Origin of the sequence: Flavobacterium sp. S87F.05.LMB.W.Kidney.N, assembly GCF_004366435.1 — a bacterium.
GTDB lineage: Bacteria > Bacteroidota > Bacteroidia > Flavobacteriales > Flavobacteriaceae > Flavobacterium.
Window position 1 is genome coordinate 577,416 of the sequence record NZ_SODX01000003.1, and the last position, 25,854, is coordinate 603,269.

Genomic DNA, 25,854 nt, shown 5'->3' on the forward strand with positions numbered 1-25,854 from the left:
CTAAGAATTGGAAATGAATATTATAAAAAAACATTAAGTTTCTGGCTGTTTAATTTATTAAGTAAAAAAACTTAGCATCTTAGAATCTCAGAACCTTAGCAACTCAAAAAAAAAATGACAAAACTACAATTAAGAGCTTTTTTATATCAATTAGGAAGTTTCGCAATTTTATTTCTATTGTTGAGATTTGTAATTGCATCATATACAGGGTTGACAGGAATTTGGATTCCGTTGACTGCTTTTGTGGTGGCTACCATTATTGGCCCAAAATTTCAGGCAGTAAAAACGAAAGATGGAGAAAAACTTTTCATGAAATGGATTTTCGTGAAAGGAATTAAAGAAATAGAGTAGAAGTTACTAAGATTCTAAGCAGCTAAGTTTCTTAGTATTTATAAAGCATAAAAAAGCCGTCAATTCAAAAATTGACGGCTTTTTTTATTTTGTATAATAAAACTTAGTATCTCAGAACCTTAGCGCCTTAGAACCTCATCTTATTTTTTAGGAGCTTCCTTAATTTCTGGCACCACTACCTTTTTCTTATAAATTGGAATAAAATAAGAAACAGTATAATTAAAGCCAACTCCAAAACTTCCATCGTAAGTCCTGTTGAAACCTGGGATATAAAGATTATCAAATCCGCTGGGTTTTTTATTGGTAGCCAAAAGTTTCAGTTGCACGCCAAAACCAACGAATATATTATCAAAAACTTCTGCTTTTAATCCCATTGCTACTTCCAGCCATGTCGCTGTAAGTCCGCTGTATTTTTGGTCTGTTGTTATAGCAGGCAGTTCACCCCAATACGGATTAGGATTGTAAATTTTATAGCTGTTTAAATCCTGGCTAAAAGTACTAAAACCGCCTCGAAGTCCAATTGTGATTAAGTTTTCCATGTCAAGCCAGTTTTCATAGAAATTATAATCAAATCCAGCTTTTACATAAGTTCCAGCGGCCGATGAATTTAATCTGTCATCATCTGTTGTTTTATTTTCATAACCCAATTCTGCAGCCAGATAGTATTTTTTGGTTAATCTCCAATCACCAACAAATTCTACTCCTTTATAATCTTTGTCATAAAGACCGCGGGTAAGTTTGTACAAATCTACACCAACACGAAGACCGTATCGATCTGTTTTGACGACACTGTCTTTTTTTACCTCAGCTTTCTGAACTGGTGGTTTACTAGTTACAGTTTTAGGTTTTACAATAGTGTCTTTTTTATTTGGTGATATTTCTGGCGTGTCTTGAGCTTGCCCTAAAAACACTGAAAAGAATAAAAAAATACTAGAAATAAACTTCAATGTGTGTTTCATTTTCAGATTCAATGTTAGGGTTTTTTAATTGTACATCAGTCATCCAAACGGTATCTCCATCTGGATCTGTGCGAAGAAAAGGGTCAACAGGCTTTAAAGCAAAAATAGTTTTAAAACCACATGCTCTAGACACGTATACATTTTGACTGGTGTAATTTATAGTTAATACATCAGTATTAATTGATGTTGGGTTTGTACTGGCAGCATTATAAATAAATTTATAGGTAACCGTACCGTCATTAACTTTTAAAGGAATTGCAACCGTACTTCCGCTAGTTAGATATTTAGTCTCATCTGTGCCATTTTCGTTAAAAACGATTCCTTCGGTCATTCCTTCGCCAATTACTTTTAAATTATTGACATTCCTAGTTTTGGTAGGATTGGCAATATCATAGAATGTAATGATCAATCTAGGTGTAGTTGGTGTGTTTGCATCGCAGATATCATCTTTCTCGCAGCTTGATAAGCCAAAAGTAAAGAGCAGCAAAATAGAGAGTAATTTTTTCATGTATATTTTCTATCGAAGTTCTAAAAGTACAACATTTTCAACATGATGTGTCTGCGGAAACATATCTACAGGTCTTACACGTGTAACTTTGTATTTTTCATCCATTAAAGCCAAATCACGAGCTTGAGTTGCAGAATTACAGCTTACATAAACGACTCTTTTTGGAGCAATTTTTAAGATTTGTTCTACTACGTCTTTATGCATTCCGTCGCGCGGTGGATCTGTAATAATTACATCAGGTTTACCGTGTTGAGCAATAAAAGCTTCATTAAATACAACTTTCATGTCTCCAACAAAAAACTCGCAATTAGTAATATTATTGCGTTCTGCATTGGCTTTTGCATCAATAATAGCTTCAGGAACGCTTTCTACTCCGATTACCTTTTTTGCTTTTTTAGAAACGAACTGAGCAATTGTTCCAGTTCCTGTATATAAATCATAAACGATTTCATTTCCAGTAAGATCAGCAAAATCACGAGTTATTTTATATAATTCGTACGCTTGATCTGAGTTGGTTTGGTAGAAAGATTTAGCGTTGATACTAAATTTCAAACCTTCCATTTCTTCTAGAATGTAATTTCTTCCTTTATAAAGAACAACATCCTGATCATAGATTGTATCATTTGGTTTTCCGTTTACAACATATTGTAATGAAGTAATTTGAGGGAATTTCTCGTATAAATGATCTAGAATTAACTCTCTGTTTTCTTTGTCTTCTTCAAAAAACTGAATTAAAACCATGATTTCTCCTGTCGAAACGGTACGAATCATTACGGTTCTCAATAATCCAGAATGCTCTCTCGGATTAAAAAACGCTAAATTATGTTCGTTTGCAAATGCACGAATTTCGTTGCGGATTGCATTTGAAGGATCTTCTTGTAAATGACATTTATTAATGTCTAGAATTTTGTCCCACATTTTCGGAATATGAAATCCTAATGCATTTCTATTTCCTAAATCTTCTGTACTTCCAATTTCTTTTTCTGTAAGCCAGCGGCTGTTAGAAAAAGAAAATTCCATTTTATTTCTATAGAAAAACTGTTTCTCAGAACCTAAAATAGTTTCAAATTCCGGAAGTTCAATTTTTCCTATTCTTTGTAAATGATTTTTAACTTCATTTTGTTTAAATGCAAGCTGCTGGCTGTACTTCATATTTTGCCATTTACAGCCTCCGCATACTCCAAAATGCTCACAAATTGGTTCTACTCTATAATCAGATAATTCGTGAAATTTTACGGCTTTACCTTCGTAATACGCCTTTCTTTTTTTAAATGTCTGCACGTCAACTACATCTCCAGGTACCACATTCGGAATAAAGATTACTTTTCCGTCAGGTGCTTTGGCAACCGAAACTCCTTTTGCACCGGCATCAAGAACTTGAATTTGATGAAAGACAACTTTGTCTGTATTTTTTCTTCCCATAGCGCAAAAATAAGCCTTTGAAAACTTTTACAAATTTAATTTTAAAAATATTTTATAAATTCTTCAAAAAATTAGTTTAGTAAACTTTAAAAGCTAATTTTGTTTGCATAATAATCCTAATAAAATTAGAATTTCAACCTACCATATTGTCCTCTTTTTATGAAGTTGTATCACGCGCTCTCACAAATCAGCTTTCTGAAAAAAAGTTATGCATTCAAATTTTTATTTGTTGCTTTTATAGGGATTCATATTCCTTTAATCGGAATATTATTTTTTGTATTGTATTTTAAATACAGTATTTCTCCAACTTCAATTCTCGTTTTTTCTTTAATAATGACTTTGCTGGCAACGGCGATAACACTTTTAGTTTTAAATAAGTTAATTAAACCTATTGCAACTGCATCAAAAGCATTAGATGATTACCGAAACTTGAGAAAATTGTCTGTTTTGCCGACAGAATATACAGATGAAGCTGGACTCCTTTTATGCAATATTCAAGAATCGATTTACGAGGCAGAGAGTTTTATTAATGAAAAACAAGATTTAGTTTATATGCTTTCGCATGATTTAAAGAATTTTGCTGGAAATCCGCAGGGTTTGGCTCAATTAATTATAAGCGAAAATCCATCAGAATCAGTTAAAAACCTTGCAGAATTAATCTGTGAGTCAACCAATCTTCAATTTAGATATATTGATAATTTTATTAAGCTATTAAACCAGCAGGATCAGGTTGTAAAAGTAACTTCAGATACAAAAACGATTTTGTTTCCTAATATCCTTCCTTTTATTAATGAACAGGTAGAACAGCGTTTATTTGATAAAAAGATAAAATTGAATTTAATCTTAGAATGTGTTGAAGCTAAACTTAAAATTGACGAAGGTCTTTTGATTCAGGTTTTAGTGAATTTAATAAGCAATGCCGTGAAATTCTCTTATTTTGACAGTGAAATCAAAGTGAGAATTTTTTCAGAAGATTCCAAATTGATTTTAACGGTAAAAGATTCTGGAATTGGTTTCGATAAAAATCAGATTGAGGAATTGTTTAAAAAGTTTACCAAAATGAGCCGACTAGGAACTGCTAATGAAGGTTCAACGGGAATTGGTTTATACTTATGCAAAAAAATCGTAGAACGCAACAAAGGCCGATTGACAGCTTCTAGCGACGGCAAGAACAGAGGAGCCGAATTTAGAATTGAATTTGATATATAAAAAAGGTAATTAAGACATAAATCTTAATTACCTTTTGTTTTTTTGAATGATTATCAATACTAAGTGTTTTAATATTAGTTATATACTAATGTCGCTTTTCCGTTTACGCAAACAACCGATTTTGGTTTTGTAACGAAATCACAATTTGAAAAAATATTCCATTTCTCATTAAATTCCATTTCCGCAATGTTGTAAAAATTAACTTTATTTAAAAATTCGACAGTGTTAATTTGCAAAGAGTAAGGAATATACTTTTCTGGTCCTCCACAAGGTTTCGATCCTATTGCTGTAAAATTCCAATCTCCATCACATGATGTTGAAGAGCTGGAAAGTGCAATAATTTCATCATACATTTTTTGTAGATTTTGTTTTTCTGTATCTCTATCAGATTCGTATAATAATGTTGCTTTGCCATTAATACATTTAGCAGATTCAGGTTTTGGAGCAATTTCACATGATGAAGTAATTTTCCACTTATCATTGAATGCCATTTTAGTGCTATTGTATATATTTACTTTAGCAAGGAAATCATTAGTGTTAATTTGTAATGAATAAGGGATATAACCTTCAGGACCTCCACAAGGTTTCGATCCTATTGCAGTAAAATGCCAGTTTCCTGTGCATGAGTCACTATTTTTTGAAAGTGTAATAATCTCATTATACATTTTTTTAAGATTTTGTTCTTCTTCAAATTTGTCAGATTCGTATAGCAACGTTGGCTTGCCATTCATACAGTTTACAGAAATAGGTTTAGGGGTTACAACACAAGTTGAAGTGATGTTCCATTTCTCGTTAAAATCTTTCTGTTGTAAGTTGTAGGTATTGACCTTTGCAAGAAAATTGGTCAAATTAATCTTCAAGGAATATGGGATATATTTTTCGGGTCCTCCGCAAGGTTTTGATCCTATGGCAACAAATTCCCATTCTCCTGTACATTCTGTGTTACTCATTGAAAGTTCAATAATTTCATTGTACAGTTTTTCTAAGTTTTTAGAGTCTTCATTTTTTGTAACCAAATCATTTTCTACTTTGTTGTTTTTTACAATGATGTTTTCATCAGCGTTACATGCAGTAAAAATTAAACAAATGGTAAGGGCTAATAAACTAATTTTTTTCATGGCTTTGATTTTTTTGCAAAGAAGAAAATTTTGAAAGTAGAAAAAAGTCAGTTGAAGCCAAAATAATAATAAAATAAGACTAATTTTGTAAGTTATAGTGTGTTAAATATATAGTATAAAGATGTGTTGCTTTTTAATTAGATTACCAAAGCTGATGAACAGAAGGTTTTATAAATTCATCATAAATTTTATTCATTTCCGAAATCTGCTCTGCAGTTAATTTTGGAGTATCATAAACTGATAAATTTGATAGAACATGATTTACTTTTGATGCGCCGGGAATAATACAGCTTATTTCTTTAAAACTCAAAATCCATTGTAAAGCAATAGGAGCGAGGTTTGGTGTTTCTGGGAATAGTGCTTTTAGGGCTTCAACTGCTTTTAAACCTAATTCATAATCAATTCCAGAAAAAGTTTCTCCTTTATCAAAAGCTTCTCCGTTACGGTTAAAGTTACGATGATCCTGAGGTTCAAAAACTGTTTTTTCGCTGAATGTACCCGTTAAAAGTCCGCTTGCTAGAGGAACTCTGGCAATAATACCAATATCTTTTTTTCTGGCTTCTGAGAAAAATAATTCTGAAGGACGCTGGCGGAACAAATTGAAAATAATCTGAACAGTCGTTACATTCGAATATTCTATTGCCTTTAAGGCTTCTTCAACTTTTTCGACACTTACACCAAGGTTAAGTATTTTTCCTTGCTCTTTTAAACGGTCAAAAAGTTCGAAGATTTCAGGACGGTAATATACTTCAGTCGGCGGGCAATGAAGCTGAATCAAATCTAGGGTTTCTAAACCAGTTCTTTTTAAACTGTCTTCTATGAATTTTTGAAGGACTTTTGGAGTATATCCTTCATTGACATGAGGATTGATCTGGCGTCCGCATTTTGTAGCAACATAAATTCGTTCCGATCGCGATCGAACCACTCTGCCGACAGCGGTTTCACTTAATCCGTTTTCATAAACATCGGCAGTATCAATAAAATTAACACCGTTGTCTATTGCTGTATTCAAAAGTTCATCAGCAATTTTATCATCAAAACCCGAACCCCATTTTCCTCCCACCTGCCAAGTGCCAAGAGAGATTTCAGATATATTAAAGTTTGTTTTTCCTAGTTTTCTGTAGTTCATTTTTTTAGGTTCTAAGTTTCTGAGTTGCTAAGGTTCTAAGTTTTTTTGAGATTCTAAGTTTTAGTGTTTAAAATCTTAGAACCTTAGTAGCTTAGTTTCTTAGCATCTTTTTTTAATCAAATAAATCCGAAGACAAATAGCGGTCGCCTCTATCGCAGATAACTGCTACTATAACACCAGATTCTAATTGTTCTGCAATTTTTAAGGCAACGGCAACAGAACCTCCGCTGCTCATTCCTGCGAAAACACCTTCTTCTAATGCTAATCTTTTGGTCATTTGGCGTGCTTCTTCTTCGCTTACATCCACGACAGTATCAACTTTAGAAGCATCAAAAATTTTCGGAAGATATTCTTCCGGCCATTTACGAATTCCAGGAATCTGTGATCCATCGCTTGGCTGAGCGCCGATAATCTGCACATTTGGATTCTTTTCTTTTAAATAAGTCGAAGTTCCAATAATAGTTCCAGTAGTTCCCATTGCCGAAACAAAATGCGTAACAGTTCCTGCAGTATCGTTCCATATTTCAGGGCCGGTTGTTTTGTAATGCGCTTTCCAGTTATCATCATTGGCAAACTGATTTAACATTAAATAACCGCCTTGTGCTACTTTTTTGTCTGCATAATCTCGTGAACCAATAATTCCTTCGCTTGCAGGCGTTAAAATAACGGTGGCACCGTAAGCACGCATCGTTTGTGTACGCTCTTTTGTGGAATCTTCAGGTAAAACCAATTCGATTTCTATGCCAAATAATTGAGCGATCATTGCCAGTGCAATTCCAGTATTTCCGCTGGTTGCTTCAATTAATTTATCGCCTTTTTTAATATCTCCTCTTTCTAATGCGGCAGCGATCATATTGTAAGCTGCCCTGTCTTTTACGCTTCCTCCAGGATTATTTCCTTCGAGTTTTAGCAAAAGTTTTACATTTTTATTTTTAACCAAATTGACAGTTTCCATTAAAGGAGTATTTCCAATTAGGTTTAATAATTTCTGTGGACCCATTATTTTTTTTCTTTTATTTTGACTTCTGTTGTGGTGGTATTTAATACGATGGAATCTTCAGGGATAGATTTAGTTACCCATGAATTTCCGCCAATAACACTGTTCTTTCCAATTACCGTTTCTCCGCCTAAAATTGTTGCGTTGGCATAAATACACACATTAGCTTCAACGGTAGGATGTCTTTTAGCATTTTTCATATCCTTGCTCACACTTAATGCACCAAGCGTAACACCTTGATAAATTTTTACATGTTTTTTGATAACAGTAGTTTCTCCAATTACAATTCCGGTAGCGTGGTCAATGAAAAATGGCGATGCAATATTTGCTCCGGCATGAATATCTGTTCCTGTGATCCTATGTGCATATTCGCTCATTAATCGAGAAAACAGAAGTAAATCTAAATGGTACAATTCATGGCTTAATCTATAAATAGCTATAGCGTAAAAACCAGGATATCCCAGATAAACTTCATCGATACTATTTGAGGCAGGATCGTTTTCTAAAATGTACTCGGCATCTTGGTTTAATTTTTCTAAAACACTTGGAAGTTTTTCTAAAAATCTATCCCACATAGAACCGCATAAATTTTGTGGTTTTTTGCATGCTAAAACAGCGATTTCTTTAAAGCATTTTTCCAATTCATCAATGCTTTCTTCTAAAACTGCATTTGAATCAAAAAGAGTATAAAAAAGCTTTTCTGTAAAGTCTTCTGTTTTGGTTTTAATACCGTAGTTTATGTGCGAATGGCTCTTTAAGGCCTTTATATTTTGTATGATAGTGTCTTTTGTCACAATGGTAAAAATGAATGAATAATTTTGGAACGTTAAAAGTAAGGTGTTTTTTGGAAATAAAGTCACGATTTAACTAAAGAAATTTTGTTTAGATAGTTGTATTTGTGATAAAAAACGAATTCTAAACACTACTTTTTTATGTGTTTCTTACCAAGTTAATTGCGTAAATTAGCTTTCAAAACATATCAAAATGAAAAATAATAAAACATTTAAGAGTGCAATTTCGGGACTTCCATTTAGTGAAAACGAAAAAATCTGTGGTAAATCAATTCATGATCCTATTTTGGGTTTAATCAAAAAAGAATTTCCTGATTTTAATGATGACGATTGTATCGCTGTAAACGAATTAAATGTTTATCGCCAGCAATATATTTCCAATTATCTTTCGACAGAAATTGGAGCGCTTTCGGCAATGGAGAAAAGTGTTATTTCTTCATTAAAACAAGATAAATCAATAGTAAGTATTGTTGAAGACGAAGAAGAAGTTCGAAACTTAGGACAAAGAGTAGCTGATAGAGTAGCCGATTTTGGCGGAAGCTGGACTTTTATTATTTCGTTTGTCGTTTTTATTGCTATCTGGATTGGCTCAAATGTTTATATTCTTTTAAACAAAGGTTTTGATCCGTATCCGTTTATTCTTTTAAATTTAATTCTTTCTTGTGTGGCAGCTTTACAGGCGCCAGTAATTATGATGAGTCAAAACCGTCAAGAAGAAAAAGACAGGAATCGAGCTAAAAAAGATTATATGATTAATCTAAAGTCTGAATTAGAAATTAGAATGATTCATGATAAAATCGATCATTTGATTATGCATCAGCAGCAAGAATTAATCGAAATTCAGAAAGTGCAAATCGAGATGATGAATGATATTTTAGATCAGATTAAGAAATAAAGGTTCTTAAAATTCCAATATTTTAAAATCCCAAATTCCAAAAAAGAGCGAAGCGATTTTTTAGAAAATCTAAAATCTAAAATCTAAAATCTAAAATCTAAAATCTAAAATCTAAAATCTAAAATCTAAAATCTAAAATCTAAAATCTAAAATCTAAAATCTATCCCGAGGCTTCGTGACTAAAATCTAAAAATAAAAGTGTTTGAAGTAATAACCTCCAAGCATAAAAATGAAATTTACGGCAGCCATTCTCCAAACTAATTTTTTGTAATTTTTAGATTTGTCTAAAAAATGAAGCGCTATAAAACCGAACAATAAAAGGCAGGTAAATATCGCTGGATACATTTTAAAAGCTCCTAAAAATTCACCTTGAAAAAGTAAGAATAATGACCGCTGAAAACCACAGCCTAAACATTCAAAACCGAAGATGGTTTTGAACAAGCATGGGATCATATATTTCTCTAAAGTCATGGCAGATCTTTTTGCAATTTTACTAAAAAAATATGACAAACGTTTTGCACAGGATAGAAGTACTACTTGAAAGTTTTATACTTTTGAAATCTTAAACTTTGAATTGATGAAAGCTTTTAAAATTATAATAATGATTCTTGCGATTTCGGTTGCGTTTTACGAACAGGTTTCAGAAGAAAAAAACATCTATATCATGATCATTGCAATTGTAGTTTTCATGTTCGGAATGATGCAGCTAAGTGCAAAAACACCAAGTAAAAATAACGATAAAGAAGAGAAGGATGCTGGTAAAAGGAGATAAGGTTTCTGTACTTGATGAAGCCATAAACGGAACGGTAGTTTCGGTTAAAAATAACGAGGTTTTGATAGAAACTGAAGATGGATTTATGATGACATTTTTTGTCAACGAATTGCTTAAGATTCAAGATTCCAGTGATTTAATGAATTCTATTAAAAGAATAGATTTAGATCAAGTTTCAAAAGAAAAAACAGAGCCAAAACCTAGAAGTTTTGTTAAAGAAAAGAAAGAAAAGCGTGATGTTGGCGTTCCAGAATTTGATTTGCATATCGAAAAATTGGTTCCCAATAAACGCGGAATGTCCAATTATGATATTTTGACATTACAGACAGAAACGGCAAAAAGACATATCGAATTTGCGATTCGAAACCGCATTCCGAAAATCGTTTTTATTCACGGTGTCGGCGAAGGAATTTTAAAAGCCGAACTTGATTTTTTATTAGGCCGTTATGACGGAATTGATTTTCAAGATGCCAATTATCAAAAATACGGTCTTGGTGCAACCGAAGTTTATTTTAGACAAAACAATAAATAAAACCAATTTAGAAGCTTAAAATCGATCATTTTCGAGCATAAAAAAACGTCTGTTTTTCCTTCTGATTTAGTATTAAACCAGTTTTGAAAAACAGACGTTTTTTGTAAGAATTATTTTTTTTGATTTTCGTCGAAAATCTATATTTTTTTAGTTAACAGTTCTTTCGATGTTTCCTAAAAGAAAACGGCTTCCCAGTTTAAAATGGCTATTTCCTTTTTCTAAAATTACATTTCTAAGAACTATCGTGTGTGTATAAACTTGTGCAACGTGTGTTGTTGTTACTTCTATAATTCCGCTTGTTCCAGCTACCCCAAGTTGACCACTCCACGTTTCGTCAATTGCAGGTGTAGATGTCGGATTACAGATATATGCTTCTGAAAAAGAACCTGTCTCTGCCTTTGCTGTTCTATAATAAACCTTATTCATTGATGCAGTAATTAAACTCGTTCTAGGCTGGTTTGCTGGTGTATCTGTATTTACAATTAAAGCAGGATCTATGTCATCAATTGTTAAATAAAAGGAATTGTTGTAATTATATACTTTTTTAAGATCTCCACATTCGTAAGCCGTACCATTAGTATTAGTTTTGAAAACTAAACTAGCAGGAGTTACAGTTGTACTGTAGGTTCCAAAAACATATTGAGCCTGAGTTTGGTTTCCAGACGGTTTAGCAAATGTTACATTTTTGATTATAATACTGTGGTCATAACCTGTTATGCGTGAACCATCATCAGTTGTATTTGGTTTTTCGATTTGTGAAGTTTCAATTGTAATTATACCATCTGTTGCAAGCCATTCTTCTGTAACTTTAGGAGTACTTGGCGGAATTGCTCCACAAATATTAGCAGTTGCAACAGCGCCATCATAAGCTCTATAAACTACACGATATTGTCCGTTACCTTTTGAGTCAATTGGATACTCATAAGTTCCAGGATCATTAACAATTCCCGCAGTTTCTGGCAATTGCAGTAAAAGCGCTTCTTGATTTTTTAATTTATAAATTAAAGTATTGGTTAATGGATCGCAGGCTTGAGAAGTTGTAACGCTTTCAAAATCTATTGTTTCTACAGTTAAATCTCCATCATCGCAGCCGTTTAATAAAAAAGCAAATAAAAGGAGAGAAGCATATTTTTTCATCGTAAAATTTATTTGGGTCAAAAATAGTGAAAAAAATGGCAAATGATATTTAAGAATTGACAATTGATATTTCTTAACTTTGTCCCGATGAAAAAAGTATATCTAGATAATGCCTCAACAACTGCAATACGTCCCGAAGTAATTCAGGAAATAACAAAAATTATGGTTGAGGATTTTGGTAATCCATCGTCTACACATAGTTTTGGACGAAATGGCAAAACAATAGTAGAGCTTTCCAGAAAAAGTATTGCGAAACATTTCAATTGTACTGCCCAAGAAATAATTTTTACTTCTGGCGGAACTGAAGCGGATAATTGGATTCTGCGTTCTGCGGTTGAAGATTTGAAAGTTGAGCGAATTATTACTTCTAAAATTGAACATCACGCTGTTCTATATACTGTTTTGGCGCTGCAGGAAGAATACAATATTCAGGTTGATTATGTAAAGGTAAATGCTGACGGAAGTTTAGATCTAACGCATTTGTCTAATCTATTATCTGATGAGAAAAAGACATTAGTTAGTTTAATGCATGTAAATAACGAAACAGGAACAATTTTAGATTTAGAAAGAGTAAGCCTTATTTGCAAGCAGTATAATGCCTTGTTTCATTCTGATACAGTCCAGTCTGTCGGAAAAACTGAAATCGACTTGCAAAAGACCCCCATTGACTTCATTTTGGCTAGTGCGCATAAATTTCACGGACCAAAAGGAATCGGATTTGCCTTTGTTAGAAAAAACTCAGGTTTGCAGCCGTTACTTTTTGGCGGAGAACAAGAAAAAGGTCTTCGCGCAGGAACCGAAGCAGTACACCAAATTGCCGGAATGGCAAAAGCTTTGTCTATTTCGTATGAAAAACTAGATGAGGAAAGAAACTATATTTTAGAATTGAAAAAATATCTTATTGATCAGCTTGAAAGTCATTTTCCTGATTTTAGAATTAATGGAAAAAAAGATGATTTTTATAATATCATTAATATCATTTTACCTTTTTCATCAGATAAAACTTCAATGCTTCTTTTTAGTTTAGATATGAAAGGAATTGCAGTTTCGAGAGGAAGTGCCTGCCAGTCTGGAAGTATTAAACCTTCGCATGTTTTAAAAGAAATGCTTTCTGAAGAAGATCTAAAATTGCCCAATCTTCGAATTTCATTTAGCCATTACAACACCAAAGAAGATGTCGATTGGCTGATTGAGAGTTTGAAAAATATTTAAGATTTTAGAATTCAGATTTTAAAATAATCTACAATCTGAATTCTAAAATCTAAATTTATTTACGGATTACTTTTACCTGAGAATCGTTTGTTAATTTGATAATTGTAGAAGATTTTCCGTTGATTTTGTCTTGGTTTAATTTTACCACATAATCAACACCATTTATAATTTCTGGACTAATGTCTTTAAAGGCAAGAGGTGTAGGCTGTCCAGAAATATTTGCAGAAGTTGAAACCAAAGGTTTTTTCATTCTCTCCAGCAATTTATAGCAGAAAGGTTCTTTTATCAAACGAACTCCTAATGATTTATCGGCTGCAATAATATTTGGTGCCACATTTCTGGCATCGTCCAGAATTAAAGTCGTTGGTTTGTCTGATAAATCCCAGATTTGCCAAGCAACTTCAGGAATGTTTTTAAACACGTTGTAAATCATCTTTTCGCCATTCATCAAAACTATCATGCTTTGTGTCTCTGCACGCTGTTTTAATTTGTAGATTTTGGCAACAGCTTCAGGATTTGTGGCGTCACAGCCAATGCCCCACACAGTATCTGTTGGATATAAAATTATACCGCCTTCTTTGATTACTTCGTATGCGTTGATTATTTCTTCGTTCATTATAAAAAATCTAGACTGGTTTTGAATGTATAATACAGCTGCAAAGTTATAAATAAAAAGATTATTTATTTGAATAGGCAGGATAATCAAGTATTTTGCTTTTTTTACTTTTTTGTCTTAGAAAATGACATCAAAGGCGATTCAATATATTTAAAAGTCAGTTGACAAATAAAAAGCAGTGGTAAAATTGAAACTGTTACAATCATCCAAAATTCAAGATCAGTTAAAGTTTTTGCTCTTTCAAGTCCCACAACAAAATGAAATAGTATAAATAGAAAAATACCATGAAGCAAGTATAAACTGTATGTTATTTGACCAAATTTACGTGAAAATGCACTCGACAGAATTCCGAAAAAGCTATTTCCAGATGCGATAATTAAAAATACAAGTGATGAAATTATAATTTGAATTGGCTTTTTTCCACCGTTAAAAAAATATACTGAAACTCCTAACAGCAGTAAGGCTAGAATTGTATATTTCTTTTGCTTAAAAATCGCTTCGGTCTTTTTCATGTTCATTATTAAGGCAACTATAATTCCACCAAGAAAAGGAGTAAAGTGTCTCAATGAAGATTTATTTAAAACCATAATTATTGCAGCAGCAAACGTAAAACTTAATACCGCTTTTAGGTCTATCTTTATTATTTTGTTTACTGTAAAAACGCTTAAAATTAAAACAACTAGAATTGGAATCAGGAATATAAAAACGGAAAAATTCATACTTAGTAATGTGACTGTGGCACTACTAAATAAATGAGTAGATGCTATTTTATTTTTTTGCAAACATACTCAAACTTATAAAATTAATGAAAGAATAGTATTGTAAAACATGTAATAATTGTAAGTAAATATTCGCTTTAATTTAAATACGAATTAAAACATAATAAATTAGATAGATAATTCGAGTTAAGTGTTGGTGAAAATTAAAAACAATGATTTCGACAAAGAGGTCTAGATTTTTTAAGATATATTTATAAGGTGCTGTTTTTGAAAATTACATTTTCAATCCAGCCCTCTACCGTGTATTTTTTATAAATTGACTCTGGAATTTTTTCATATTCATTTTCGAAAAAAGAAACAGGAATATCAGGTTTATTTTCGTCAATTACTAAAATATTGTTTGGGTTATAAAAATCGTAGTTTTTAATATCTGGATTTGTTGTGATAAGTTTCTTTTCTAATCCGAGACTTTCAAAAGTTCTAAAAGTTAGCCCTATTTGACCATTTCGATGAATATCTAGCAATACTTTAGAACGGTCTGCATATTCATGCACTTTCGACAAAGGAACATGTTTGGTGACATATGTAATACCGTCATCTCCCGATTTATGTTTGTTTTTTTTATCGTAAACAATGAATTTAAAATTTACTTTTTTAGACTTCAATTCGTTAGCTATTCGAATTAATGTTGATAGTCTTTTATCTATTGTACTAATATTGAAAACGCCATATTCTAAAGGAATTTCATTATTTGAAGAGGTCTTATTACTGTAAATCCAGTTAGGAGCGAAATTTAAATTAAAATTTACGCAGTCTTCTTTTTCGAACGAATATGCTTCATCAAAACTAGGAATAACTCGTTTGATTTTAGGACAGCGATAGATATTATCATTAAAAAATCCAATCGATTTTTTGGTGTATTTTTTGAATTTTAAAACGCTATCGGGATCAATAAAATCGCCTTTTATTGTCAAAATTACATCCTGAATTTGATTGTTTTTTTTTAATTCTTTCAGTATTTCTTTTCCGTGATGGAGTGTTTTGAGATTCTTTTTAAAAAAAGCTTTCAAAACAAAATTATATACCCTGTGAAAAACTGTAGGATATTTGTATTTATAATCTCTAAAATTAATATGATGGACATTGTGTCCTTGTTTTTCTAAAGCAGACGAAATACATTCATTCATGCCTAAATTATCTAAACTTATTAGAGTTATATTCATTATTTTATTTCTAATGCGGTTTGTAGTCTTTACTATTTAATCTTGGTTACGAGGCTTATGTATATATATTACAGTAAAATTTTGTTATAGACTTTTACGTATTCTGCAGCAGCTGTTTTCCAATTGAAACTTGCAGCTCTTTGTTTGAAAAGTAATTCATTTTCAGGTTTATTATTTTCAAAATTATTTAAACCATCAAACAATACGTTTTTCATATATTCAGGATCAAAATCAGACCAATATTTGGCGGCGTTTCCTCCTATTTCGGGCAGTGAAGTTTTATCAGACAAAAATGTAGGTTTTCCAAAACTCATTGCTTCAATTGGTGGTAAGCCAAAACCTTCCCTTATTGAAGGAAAAAGAAATGCTGTGCAATTTTTCATAAAAAACTGTTTACCTTCATCGCTCACTTTTCCAGTTAAATAAACTTGATTTGATAAGCCATTATCTTTTATTAACTGTTTTATTTTTTCTCCGTACTTTCTATCATGATTTCCAGAAATTATCAAATTGTAATCTTTTATTAATCTCATCATATTAATAATAGATTCAAAGTTTTTTCTTTCTATAAAATCGCCAATACTGTAAAAAAAAGGTTTGTCAACAAGGACATTAGGTACATATGAAGATGTATCTAGAAATTTAGTGATTGGATTTCCATTATGGATAACATATTCAGGAACGTCTGGAACATCAAAATATTGATGGGTTTGCTTTTTTGCAAACTCCGATATGTAGGTAACGGCAGTTGCTTTATTTAATTTTTCTAAAAAAAGTTTATTTCTTCTGTGATTAATATCTGAAGATATTTCCTCAGCAAAATTCACATCGTGAATTGTAAGCAAATATTTGGTTTTTATTAAAGGTTCAACTTTTATATTCTGATTTACAGAATGCCATAGGTCGTATTTTTTGCGAACTCTAAAGAATTTCATCCTTGATAAATTACTGTATTTGTTGTAATCGAATTTGTTTCCAAATTCACTTTCAAGAAGCTTTATATCTGTAGCATTTAATGTTAGCTTTAAGTTTTCAAGTTCTAGTTGAGATAATCCTTTGATTAACTCGTAATTGAAAGTTCCTAAACCAGTAGCTCTATTATTTATGTTATGAGTTTCTAAAAAAACAGTCTTTTGTTGCTGCATCTTTTATTTTTTTTACGAAAATACAATATTAATTTGAAGTGTTAGATTGTATATGTACTTTTGTACTTAATAAAAATATACTGATGAATTTTAAAGTAAATCCACTTTTCAAGAATAATACGGACTCCATAATCGGAAGTATTAAAGGTTTTAATGATATAGGAATTCTTTTTGGAAACGGCGATCGAAATAAAATTAAATTATTTGAATTAAACGGAAAAACGATTAACATAAAATCATTTAAGGTTCCGAATTTAATCAATAAAGTCGCTTATAAATATTTTAGAAAATCAAAAGCAAGACGTTCGTTTGAATATGCTACTCTTTTGTTGGAAAAAGGAATTGGAACTCCTGAGCCCATTGCGTTTCTTGAAAATTTCAATTTTATTGGTTTAAAGGACAGTTACTACGCCAGTGAACATTTAGTAACCGAATTGACATATAGAGAATTGGTAGAAATTCCGACCTATCCAGATCATGACACTATATTAAGACAATTTACCAAATTTTCTTTTGATCTTCATGAAAAAGGAGTAGAGTTTTTAGATCATTCGCCTGGAAATACCTTAATTAAAAAAGTTTCTGAAAATCTATACGATTTTTTCTTGGTAGATTTGAATAGAATGAATTTTCATGATTTTATGAGTTTTGAACAGCGTATGAATAATTTTAGACGCTTGACGCCTAAAAAAGAGATGGTTGCAGTGATGAGCAATGAATATTCTAAGTATTATACAGATAAAACAGAGTCTGAAATTTTTGAGAAAATGTGGTATGCAACTAATCACTTTCAAGAAGAATTTGCGAGAAAGAAAAGATTAAAAAAGAAATTAAAATTTTGGAAATCTTAGTCGTTTCTAGACCTAATTTTTTTTAGCTCTTGAAATCGAACAGCAACACTCAATGCGTTTAGGTAGCAAATTATAATTCCCTTTTTTCCGTCTAAGATTCCAAGTCGTAGTAAGTATTGATTTATGAATTGATAAGCCGGACGAATGTAAAAATGAAAAAAATTAGGCCTAGTATTTTTTAATAGCTCTTCTTGAGCTTTTAATTTTCCGTAAAAGATCATTTTTTGCTTGTAATTTTCATAATTCGAATACGAATAATGAATCAATTTTGTTTTTAATTGACCAATTTTCCCACTTACAATTAATTTTTCGTGAACAATTTTTTCATGATTATAAATTGCAGTTTCTTTCTTAAAAAGTCGGATAATTTTATCTGTTTGCCAGCCGCTAAAACGCAGTTTTTTATTTTTAAACATAAAGTTTCTGCGAACAAAATAAGCCGAAGCACAATCTTTTTGGCTGGTTATGAAACTGATTTCTTTTTGAAGTTCTGGAGTCAATCTTTCGTCAGCGTCTACAAAAAGAATCCATGAATTTGAAGCAAGACTCAGGGCAAAATTACGCTGAGAAGCAAAATTGTCAAAAGCACGCTGTACTACTTTTACATTAGGAAATGAAGAGGCGATCTCAAAAGTTTTATCTATGCTAAAAGAATCTACGATGATTATTTCATTTGCGAATGCCAAATTATCCAGCACATCTTTTATATTTTGTTCTTCATTATAAGTAATAACCAATGCGGTCATTGCTTGTTTTGCTGTCAAAATCATTTTATTGTAGCGCTTAGGTTTTGACTAAGGAAGGACTCAATTTTTTTCTCAAAAAATTCAGGTTTAAATTCATGGTATAAAGATAAGGCTTCCCTCTTCAGTATTTTTTCGGTTTTTTGCTCAAATAAATCAGCACGATAATCTTTTAAATGAACAGAAAGATGATGAATTCCGTCTTCAAAAGTGGCCCAGATTTTCTTTTCAATCCAAGGCGAGAAAATGATAAACGATGGTTTTTCAAGGGCTTTTGCCATATTTATTGCACCGCCATCGTTACCAATAATCAAATCACATTGATTCATGAGGCCAATAAAGGAGCGCAAATCTCCTCCCAATAAATCAAAATAAATTTTTGCTTGTGTTGAAGGTTTACAGGCATTAAAAACGGTTTTAGCTTCTTCTAACTGTTTTGGGAAATAATTAAAAAGAATATTTACATCTGTGGTATCAGCTATAAAATCAACCACTTTAGACATAAACTCTAAAGGGTAGGTTTTTAATTTTTCGCTGCCTAAAAGACTGATCATAACTGTTTTTCGATCTTTTTGAACATTATATTTTTCAAAAAGAGTAATAGCATCTTGATTTTCTTTTTCAGAAACAAATAATTTCGGAATTGGATTAATTTTAATTTTGAGATCTAAAGGTTCTAATAACGAAAGTCTTCTCTCGATTGCTAAACCTAAATTTGTTTTTGGAAAAGGCTCAAACGGCACATTATCAGTGTATAAAAAGTTTCTTCCTGGTTTTTTGTAAGATATTTTTCGTTTAGCATTGCTTAATAAAACTATTATCCAGCTTTCGAGCTTAGAATACGCATCAATTAATAAATCGTACTTTTCTTTTCTAATCTGAAATCCAAGATTTAATAACTCTTTTTTGCTTTTTCGGTGTTTTTCTTCAAATAAAATAATATTGTCAATACTTGAATTGCTTTGTAAAACTGGAGTTGTTGAGGCATAAACTAAATAATCGATTTGAGCCTCTGGATAAGCAGTACGCAAATTATTGCATATTATACTGCTGATCAAAACATCACCAATCATTTTTTGCTGAATTACAAGTATCTTCATATAGTGAATTAAGTCTTTTAAGAATTTACAAATTGAAGCAAAAAAAATCCAAATTCCAATTGATAAAATTGAAATTTGGATTTTTTTTACTATATTTTCTTAAAATCTATACAGCAACATCGTATTCACGAAGCGCATTATTTAAAGAAGTTTTTAAATCTGTAGATGGTTTACGAGTACCAATAATTAAAGCGCAAGGAACTTGAAATTCTCCTGCGGCGAATTTTTTAGTGTAGCTTCCAGGAATCACTACAGAACGAGCAGGAACAAAACCTTTCATTTCTACTGGCTCATCACCTGTAACATCAATGATTTTTGTTGAAGCAGTCAAACATACGTTAGCGCCAAGAACAGCTTCTTTTCCTACGTGAACACCTTCAACAACAATACAACGAGAACCAATAAAAGCACCATCTTCGATAATAACTGGAGCAGCTTGTAATGGCTCAAGAACACCACCAATACCTACACCACCGCTTAAGTGCACATTTTTACCAATTTGTGCACAGCTTCCAACTGTTGCCCAAGTATCAACCATTGTTCCTTCGTCAACATAAGCACCAATGTTTACATAACTTGGCATTAAGATAACACCGCTAGAAATGTAAGCTCCATAACGAGCCACAGCGTTTGGTACTACACGAATTCCTTTTGCAGCATAATCTCTTTTAAGTAACATTTTATCGTGATATTCGAAAATACCAGATTCCCATGTTTCCATTTTTTGAATTGGGAAGTACATTACAACAGCTTTTTTAACCCATTCGTTAACCTGCCATTTATCACCAACTGGTTCAGCAACGCGTAATTTTCCTGCGTCTACCAATTCTATTACTTCTCTAATAGCATCAGTTGTTGTAGTTTCTTGTAATAAAGCTCTGTTTTCCCAAGCTTGTTCAATTATAGTCTGTAAAGAATTCATACGTTTAAATTTTTGGCAAAGATAGCGTATTTGTAGAAATGCAAAAAAGCAAAACGACTTGAAAATGTTACAAATTTAACTTTTTGTTTCTTATTTGTAAAACTTAGAAACTATATGAATTAGATGTTTTCTAAAACTACCTCTAGAAGTTTTTTTTATGTCAAAATATGACAAAAATCAGATTTTGTGTTTTTTCTTCTCTCTAATTTCGCATCATTGAAAAACATTCCATTCAATAAATTAATCATATAAGCAGTAAAATATGGATCAAGAAAATCAACTTAAGAACAGAGTAATTATTGACAAAGAGGTAACTTGGGATAAAACGCAAGTTATTATGAGTAAAACAAATGCCTTTGGTATTATCGAATATGCTAACGAAGTATTTGTAGATGTTTGTGGTTACGAAGATTATGAATTAATGGGACAGCCGCACAATATTATACGCCACCCAGACATGCCAAAAGTTATTTTTAAAGTGCTTTGGGAGAATCTTAAAAACGGTAAAAACTTTCATGCCATTGTAAAAAATCTGGCCAAATCCGGAAGATACTATTGGGTAATTACCGACTTTGAAATCGCTCGTGACGAAAATGATGTAATTGTAAATTATTTTGGACGAAGACAATCTGTACCGCAGGAAGTAATTGCCATGCATATTGAACCTTTGTATAAAAAATTATTGCAAATCGAAGCAGCGAGCGGAGTGGAATTTAGCGAAAAATACCTAATCGGATTTTTAGAAGAGAAAAAAAGATCTTATGTTGAATATATTAAGGAGTTGATTTACGAACATGAAAAAGCACAAGCTAAGTTTGCTAATTATGTTGAAGAAGAAGATGGAGAAGAGGAAGAACATAGAGGCTTTTTTGGCCGATTGTTTGGTAGATAATTTGAGTTATTTTTTAGGTTTAAATATTTGGATAGGTCCGTCTTGAGTTTTCGAGGCGGATTTTTTTTTTATTTTTAATCTCTTTTATTTGAGTGAAATAAAACTTGGAAAAATATTTTGAAGTAAATTTGTCAAAAAAAATAAATGCCTAGAATCCTTTCTATAGATTACGGACAAAAACGTACAGGAATCGCTGTTACAGACGAAATGCAGATTATTGCATCAGGTCTTACAACGATTCCAACTCATACTTTAATTGATTTTTTAAAAGATTATTTTGCAAAAGAAAAAGTCGAAGCAGTATTAATTGGTGAGCCTAAGCAAATGAATGGGCAACCTTCAGAAAGTGCTTCTATAATTAATGGTTTTGCGACTCATTTTTCAAATATTTTTCCGGATATGAAAGTGATTCGAGTAGATGAGCGTTTTACTTCAAAAATGGCATTCCAAACAATGATCGACAGTGGTTTAAGTAAAAAACAGCGTCAAAATAAAGGTTTAATAGACGAGATATCTGCTACAATTTTACTTCAAGATTATCTTTCCGCAAAAAAATAACGCTCTTCGTCTTATTTATTGTTTATAATTTAAAGGTTTTTAGAAAATCCTAACTTTTATCATCTAAAAATTAGTTTTTTTTTGCAATTAAAAAAGTACCTTTGCACTTTAAATAAAAATACTGTTATGCCTGACGAAACCATACGTTCAAATAGTGATGTAGTACTCATTGGAGCTGGAATTATGAGTGCCACTCTAGGAGTAATTTTGAAAGAATTACAACCGGATATAAAAATTGAAATTTACGAAAGATTAGATGTTGCTGCTGCAGAAAGCTCTGATGCTTGGAACAATGCAGGAACTGGACATTCTGCCTTTTGTGAACTAAATTATACTCCAGAAAAGGCAGACGGCAGTATCGATCCTAAAAAAGCAATAAGTATTGCAGAATCTTTTGAGATTTCAAGACAGTTTTGGTCTTACTTAGTGCAGGAAAAAAAAGTGCCTTCTCCTGAAAATTTTATTAAAAGCGTACCTCATATGAGTTTTGTATGGGGAGATAAAAACGTAAATTATTTAAAAAAGAGATTTGAAGCTCTGCAGAGCAATCCAATTTTTTCTGAAATGACTTTCAGTACCGATGTCGAGCAGCTAAAAAAATGGATGCCGCTGGTAATGGAAGGACGAAATGCTGATGAAAAATTAGCAGCCACACATATGGAAATTGGTACCGATGTAAATTTTGGTGCCTTAACCAGAAGTATGTTCAATTATTTAGAAAAATTAGATGGCGTTTCTTTATTTTTTAATCACGAAGTTAAAAAACTAAGACAGCGTGAAGATAAATCTTGGAGAATAAAGATTAAAGATTTGTCTACAGGAAAAATTCGTAAAGCTTACACTAAATTCGTATTTATTGGTGCAGGCGGCGGTTCTTTACCTTTGCTAGAAAAAGCAAATGTACCAGAAGGACATGGTTACGGCGGTTTTCCAGTAAGTGGACAATGGCTGAAATGTACTAATCCAGAGGTTATTGCTAAACATCAGGCAAAAGTTTACGGAAAAGCAAGTGTTGGAGCTCCACCAATGTCTGTTCCTCACATTGACACCCGTGTAATCGATGGCGAAAAAGCACTTCTTTTTGGACCATTTGCTGGGTTCTCAACTCGTTTCTTAAAAAACGGTTCTTATTTAGATTTGCCTTTGTCAATTAAAGCTAATAACTTAATTCCAATGCTTGCGGCAGGTTATCATAATATCCCGCTGACAAAATATTTGATTGAGCAGGTTCGCCAGTCTCCAAAAGATAGAATGAAAGCTTTACGTGAATATTTACCAACTGCACGTTCTAAAGATTGGAAATTAGAAAAAGCAGGACAACGTGTTCAGGTTATTAAGAAAGATGAAAAAGAAGGCGGTATTTTAGAATTTGGTACCGAAGTAATTAATACACATGACGGAACTTTAGCAGTCTTATTGGGTGCTTCTCCAGGTGCTTCTACAGCCGTAGCGATTATGGTTGATTTGATTAGCAGATGTTTTACCAATCAAGTTAAAACACCAGAATGGGAAGCTAAATTAAAGAAAATGATTCCTTCCTATGGTCAGACTTTAAATGATAAACCGGACCTTTTAGCAGAACTTAGAAAACATACAGCAGAAGTTTTAAAAATAAAATAAGCTTCTTTAAATTAATAGAATAAAAAAAAACAAATCCAGATGAATTAATCTGGATTTGTTGCTTTTAGGTCGGTTGTGTTTTTTAGAATTTTTTCGGCAAGATTGCTCATCCAGATTAATTGTTCGATAACCATTGAAGCTTCCTGCATTTTGGCTTGACGTGTTTCTTTGTCTAAACCATCATCTTCTGCCAAACGTGTAAAGTTCTTTCTTTTTAATTCTTCAAATTGTAACGTTACATCTTCTTTTTCAAAAAATGTATCTTTTAAAATAACTTCGTTTCTTAAAATAGAAATAGAGTGATCAAGATTGGCTAAAATCGTTTTAATGATATAATTGAAAGACTCAGAAGCAGATGTAGTTTGATGCGATTGAATATAAGTTGACAGCGATGCTAAAGCAGATAATAATGAGTGATTTAAAACCACTAGTTTGTTTACCAAAGGCATTGTTTTCTGTTTCGATTTTGGTTCCTGCATCATACGTTGAAATGAAGTCATTAGATTTCCTATTTCAACAAAAGCATTCTTTCTGGCTAATCTATAAGAAGTCGGAACTTCTCCTTTTTTATTATAAAAATCAGCAATTTCCTTGAGATAGTTTCGGTTGGCACGAATTGCGTTTTCAATATGAATTGGAGTATTAATAAATTCCCATGCGGGCCACAAAAATTGATTGGCAATAAAAGCTAAAACTGCGCCTGCGAGTGAATCTAAGATTCGGTATTGAATAACTTCATTGATATCCGGAGTTAAAATTCCGTATATAAAAACCACATACATCGTAACAAATGTTGCGCTGATCTTATAGTTGATTTGTGTAAACGAAATCCCCAAAAGCATACAAATAATAGAGAAAATACTTAAAGCAACGTGATTTTGAATAATAGATACAATTCCGAAAGCTATGATACCTCCCAAAACAGTTCCGAACATTCTATGGTAAGATCGCTCTTTTGTTAAGCCATAACCAGGACGCATTATTACAACAATAGTCAGCAAAATCCAGTAAACGTTTTGAAATGGAAGAATCTGACCTAGAAAAAAACCAATCAGAATTGTAATTGTTAAGCGTAGCGAATGCCTGAAAATAGAAGAAGAATAACTTAAATTTTCGATCAAAGTTCGAAGCGGATAATATTGCGGCGTCAGGAATTTTTCAAGCTCCTTATCCTTGTCTTTTAATTTATAAGACTGCATTGCCAATGAAAATGCACGTTGAATAATCTTGATTTTTCCAACCTGATTTTTCGCATATTTCAGCATATTGGTCAGCATCAAAACGCCTTCGGCTGCTTCGTCTTTTCCTAGAGTTTTTTCGTAATCAAAAATTGCAAATTCAAGGGCATCAAGCTCGTTCTTTAAATCATTTTTGTCTACATACACGCTGATGTGGCGAACATTTTTTGAAAGTTTTTTTAATGTTGAAGCCAATTTATAAGCCACATTTTGATATGTTCTTAAAACCTCTGGATGCTTTGCAAATTTGATGTGAAGTTTACTATGATCAAAAGACGTATAAAGTGCAAGTTCTTGAATTTCGACCAATGTGATAAAAACCAAAAGCATTTTTCTGTTCTGGCTCGTAATTCCAGATGCGTTCTGATTTCCGATCAGCATTTTTCTCAAATCTTCGTGAATAAGATTTAATTCTACCTGAACGGCCAATTGTTTTTCGATAATTGCTTTTCTATTCGCTTCGGGACTCCATAAATCGCCTCTTAATTTTAAATATTTGGCAGTTAGTTTTATGCCTTCGGCAATTTGTAATTCTACATATTTATAAGGCTGTACTAAATGAAAAATAAGCGAAACAATTAAGTATAAAATTCCTCCAATAAATATAAAACCAGAGTATTCAAACGCCTGCCAGCCCTCATGTAAGTGGCCAAAAGAAAGAGAAATAGATAATAATGCAGAGAAAGATATTAAAGTTGCACGCTGTCCATAGACAGAAATCATAGAACATAGAAATAATAAAAATCCTAAAAAAGGATAAAATAAAACGGGATAAGGATAAACCAGATTAACCAAAAGGTTAACACCGGAAACAATAAAAGATGCAGCAATTAATCCTTTAATTTTATGACTCAGCGAACTAGGAATATCGCTGGGATAAGTATAAAAAGCTCCTAATGCTATTGTAAAACCAATTTCAAAATGACCTAAAAAATTTAAAACTAAAACAGGAACAACAGAAGCAATGGTTACTTTAGAAGCATTGAAAAAAGAGGTGCTGTTGGTAAATTTCGAAATTTTATCAAACATAAAAAGAGGTTTACTAGCAAAGGTAAGAATTGTACGAGTGATTTTGGCATAATTATAGCTGAGATTTTTAACGGTTTTGAAAAAATATGATATAAAATAGTAATAGAATTATTCATTGACTATTTTTTACTATTTTTGCCAGCTGAAATATGAGAAGTTTAGTTCT

At 32.0% G+C, this 25,854-nt stretch carries 27 protein-coding genes; 10 read left to right on the forward strand and 17 right to left on the reverse strand.

The window, feature by feature from the left end:
- Positions 1-114 precede the first annotated feature (114 nt).
- The gene (locus EDB96_RS11735; RefSeq protein ID WP_057118667.1) at positions 115-351 is read left to right on the forward strand and encodes a hypothetical protein; all 237 of its coding nucleotides are present in this window, start codon (positions 115-117) and stop codon (positions 349-351) included.
- Between the two features lie 140 nt (positions 352-491).
- On the opposite strand, the gene EDB96_RS11740 is transcribed toward EDB96_RS11735, so the two are convergent.
- From EDB96_RS11740 to rlmD, 3 genes are read right to left on the reverse strand one after another with little or no spacing between them, the layout of a single operon-like run.
- Positions 492-1,310, reverse strand: a complete 819-nt coding sequence (locus tag EDB96_RS11740) for a DUF6048 family protein (RefSeq protein WP_134140933.1) — start codon at positions 1,308-1,310, stop codon at positions 492-494.
- Positions 1,282-1,818 (reverse strand): DUF6452 family protein, encoded by a 537-nt coding sequence (locus tag EDB96_RS11745; RefSeq protein ID WP_057118664.1) that lies wholly within the window; start codon positions 1,816-1,818, stop codon positions 1,282-1,284. Before EDB96_RS11745 ends, EDB96_RS11740 begins: the two co-directional genes overlap by 29 nt.
- A gap of 9 nt (positions 1,819-1,827) precedes the next feature.
- Entirely contained in the window at positions 1,828-3,240 is a 1,413-nt protein-coding gene (gene rlmD / locus EDB96_RS11750) for a 23S rRNA (uracil(1939)-C(5))-methyltransferase RlmD (RefSeq protein WP_134140935.1), read from the reverse strand.
- A 159-nt stretch (positions 3,241-3,399) separates the two neighbouring features.
- Here rlmD and EDB96_RS11755 point away from each other — a divergent pair, with 159 nt between their 5' ends.
- Positions 3,400-4,449 carry a sensor histidine kinase gene (locus EDB96_RS11755; protein ID WP_134140937.1) on the forward strand — a complete coding sequence of 350 codons (1,050 nt, stop codon included), beginning with the start codon at positions 3,400-3,402 and terminating at the stop codon, positions 4,447-4,449.
- A 74-nt stretch (positions 4,450-4,523) separates the two neighbouring features.
- On the opposite strand, the gene EDB96_RS11760 is transcribed toward EDB96_RS11755, so the two are convergent.
- The 4 genes from EDB96_RS11760 to epsC all read right to left on the reverse strand — a co-directional run bounded on the left by EDB96_RS11760 (position 4,524) and on the right by epsC (position 8,487).
- Positions 4,524-5,567, reverse strand: a complete 1,044-nt coding sequence (locus tag EDB96_RS11760) for a hypothetical protein (RefSeq protein WP_134140939.1) — start codon at positions 5,565-5,567, stop codon at positions 4,524-4,526.
- A gap of 142 nt (positions 5,568-5,709) precedes the next feature.
- Positions 5,710-6,696: an aldo/keto reductase gene (locus EDB96_RS11765; protein WP_134140941.1), complete on the reverse strand. Its 987-nt coding sequence runs from the start codon at positions 6,694-6,696 to the stop codon at positions 5,710-5,712.
- A 112-nt stretch (positions 6,697-6,808) separates the two neighbouring features.
- On the reverse strand, positions 6,809-7,696 hold the full coding sequence (cysM, locus tag EDB96_RS11770; RefSeq protein WP_134140943.1) for a cysteine synthase CysM: 888 nt from the start codon (positions 7,694-7,696) through the stop codon (positions 6,809-6,811).
- The gene (epsC, locus tag EDB96_RS11775; protein ID WP_134140945.1) at positions 7,696-8,487 is read right to left on the reverse strand and encodes a serine O-acetyltransferase EpsC; all 792 of its coding nucleotides are present in this window, start codon (positions 8,485-8,487) and stop codon (positions 7,696-7,698) included. Before epsC ends, cysM begins: the two co-directional genes overlap by 1 nt.
- A 190-nt stretch (positions 8,488-8,677) precedes the next feature.
- Here epsC and EDB96_RS11780 point away from each other — a divergent pair, with 190 nt between their 5' ends.
- The gene (locus EDB96_RS11780) at positions 8,678-9,379 is read left to right on the forward strand and encodes a DUF1003 domain-containing protein (RefSeq protein WP_057118657.1); all 702 of its coding nucleotides are present in this window, start codon (positions 8,678-8,680) and stop codon (positions 9,377-9,379) included.
- Between the two features lie 186 nt (positions 9,380-9,565).
- On the opposite strand, the gene EDB96_RS11785 is transcribed toward EDB96_RS11780, so the two are convergent.
- Positions 9,566-9,850 carry a DUF2752 domain-containing protein gene (locus EDB96_RS11785; protein ID WP_134140947.1) on the reverse strand — a complete coding sequence of 95 codons (285 nt, stop codon included), beginning with the start codon at positions 9,848-9,850 and terminating at the stop codon, positions 9,566-9,568.
- A gap of 106 nt (positions 9,851-9,956) precedes the next feature.
- On the opposite strand from EDB96_RS11785, the gene EDB96_RS11790 reads away from it, so the two are divergent.
- Both EDB96_RS11790 and EDB96_RS11795 read left to right on the forward strand, forming a co-directional pair.
- The gene (locus tag EDB96_RS11790; RefSeq protein WP_134140949.1) at positions 9,957-10,151 is read left to right on the forward strand and encodes a hypothetical protein; all 195 of its coding nucleotides are present in this window, start codon (positions 9,957-9,959) and stop codon (positions 10,149-10,151) included.
- The gene (locus EDB96_RS11795; RefSeq protein ID WP_057118655.1) at positions 10,132-10,683 is read left to right on the forward strand and encodes a Smr/MutS family protein; all 552 of its coding nucleotides are present in this window, start codon (positions 10,132-10,134) and stop codon (positions 10,681-10,683) included. The genes EDB96_RS11790 and EDB96_RS11795 overlap by 20 nt, the downstream gene beginning before the upstream one ends.
- A gap of 147 nt (positions 10,684-10,830) precedes the next feature.
- Here EDB96_RS11795 and EDB96_RS11800 read toward each other — a convergent pair whose 3' ends face one another.
- Positions 10,831-11,820 carry a hypothetical protein gene (locus tag EDB96_RS11800; RefSeq protein ID WP_057118654.1) on the reverse strand — a complete coding sequence of 330 codons (990 nt, stop codon included), beginning with the start codon at positions 11,818-11,820 and terminating at the stop codon, positions 10,831-10,833.
- 87 nt (positions 11,821-11,907) lie between these two features.
- Between EDB96_RS11800 and EDB96_RS11805 the strand changes: the two genes are divergently transcribed.
- Positions 11,908-13,032, forward strand: a complete 1,125-nt coding sequence (locus EDB96_RS11805; RefSeq protein WP_134140952.1) for a cysteine desulfurase family protein — start codon at positions 11,908-11,910, stop codon at positions 13,030-13,032.
- Between the two features lie 55 nt (positions 13,033-13,087).
- On the opposite strand, the gene EDB96_RS11810 is transcribed toward EDB96_RS11805, so the two are convergent.
- From EDB96_RS11810 to EDB96_RS11825, 4 genes are all read right to left on the reverse strand, one after another.
- Positions 13,088-13,648 carry an L-threonylcarbamoyladenylate synthase gene (locus EDB96_RS11810; RefSeq protein ID WP_134140954.1) on the reverse strand — a complete coding sequence of 187 codons (561 nt, stop codon included), beginning with the start codon at positions 13,646-13,648 and terminating at the stop codon, positions 13,088-13,090.
- Positions 13,649-13,752: 104 nt separating this feature from the next.
- A complete protein-coding gene (locus EDB96_RS11815; protein WP_134140956.1) occupies positions 13,753-14,430 on the reverse strand; it encodes an acyltransferase family protein in 678 nt (225 codons plus the stop codon).
- Between the two features lie 188 nt (positions 14,431-14,618).
- Positions 14,619-15,590, reverse strand: a complete 972-nt coding sequence (locus tag EDB96_RS11820) for a hypothetical protein (RefSeq protein WP_134140958.1) — start codon at positions 15,588-15,590, stop codon at positions 14,619-14,621.
- A 68-nt stretch (positions 15,591-15,658) separates the two neighbouring features.
- Positions 15,659-16,735: a glycosyltransferase family 4 protein gene (locus EDB96_RS11825; protein ID WP_057118648.1), complete on the reverse strand. Its 1,077-nt coding sequence runs from the start codon at positions 16,733-16,735 to the stop codon at positions 15,659-15,661.
- 83 nt (positions 16,736-16,818) lie between these two features.
- Between EDB96_RS11825 and EDB96_RS11830 the strand changes: the two genes are divergently transcribed.
- A complete protein-coding gene (locus EDB96_RS11830) occupies positions 16,819-17,586 on the forward strand; it encodes a hypothetical protein (RefSeq protein WP_057118647.1) in 768 nt (255 codons plus the stop codon).
- Here EDB96_RS11830 and EDB96_RS11835 read toward each other — a convergent pair.
- The 3 genes from EDB96_RS11835 to EDB96_RS11845 all read right to left on the reverse strand — a co-directional run bounded on the left by EDB96_RS11835 (position 17,583) and on the right by EDB96_RS11845 (position 20,351).
- Positions 17,583-18,356: a glycosyltransferase family 2 protein gene (locus EDB96_RS11835; protein WP_057118646.1), complete on the reverse strand. Its 774-nt coding sequence runs from the start codon at positions 18,354-18,356 to the stop codon at positions 17,583-17,585. The two genes, EDB96_RS11830 and EDB96_RS11835, sit on opposite strands and share 4 nt — an antisense overlap.
- Entirely contained in the window at positions 18,353-19,429 is a 1,077-nt protein-coding gene (locus EDB96_RS11840) for a glycosyltransferase family 9 protein (RefSeq protein WP_057118645.1), read from the reverse strand. Before EDB96_RS11840 ends, EDB96_RS11835 begins: the two co-directional genes overlap by 4 nt.
- A gap of 106 nt (positions 19,430-19,535) precedes the next feature.
- Positions 19,536-20,351, reverse strand: coding sequence for a 2,3,4,5-tetrahydropyridine-2,6-dicarboxylate N-succinyltransferase (locus tag EDB96_RS11845; protein WP_057118644.1), 816 nt, complete (start codon positions 20,349-20,351; stop codon positions 19,536-19,538).
- 262 nt (positions 20,352-20,613) lie between these two features.
- On the opposite strand from EDB96_RS11845, the gene EDB96_RS11850 reads away from it, so the two are divergent.
- The 3 genes from EDB96_RS11850 to EDB96_RS11860 all read left to right on the forward strand — a co-directional run bounded on the left by EDB96_RS11850 (position 20,614) and on the right by EDB96_RS11860 (position 23,421).
- A complete protein-coding gene (locus tag EDB96_RS11850) occupies positions 20,614-21,243 on the forward strand; it encodes a PAS domain-containing protein (RefSeq protein WP_134140960.1) in 630 nt (209 codons plus the stop codon).
- Between the two features lie 144 nt (positions 21,244-21,387).
- Positions 21,388-21,801, forward strand: a complete 414-nt coding sequence (gene ruvX, locus EDB96_RS11855; RefSeq protein ID WP_057118641.1) for a Holliday junction resolvase RuvX — start codon at positions 21,388-21,390, stop codon at positions 21,799-21,801.
- Positions 21,802-21,927: 126 nt separating this feature from the next.
- Positions 21,928-23,421 (forward strand): malate:quinone oxidoreductase, encoded by a 1,494-nt coding sequence (locus EDB96_RS11860; protein WP_134140963.1) that lies wholly within the window; start codon positions 21,928-21,930, stop codon positions 23,419-23,421.
- Positions 23,422-23,465: 44 nt separating this feature from the next.
- On the opposite strand, the gene EDB96_RS11865 is transcribed toward EDB96_RS11860, so the two are convergent.
- Positions 23,466-25,688 (reverse strand): FUSC family protein, encoded by a 2,223-nt coding sequence (locus EDB96_RS11865; RefSeq protein WP_057118639.1) that lies wholly within the window; start codon positions 25,686-25,688, stop codon positions 23,466-23,468.
- Positions 25,689-25,854: the final 166 nt, after the last annotated feature.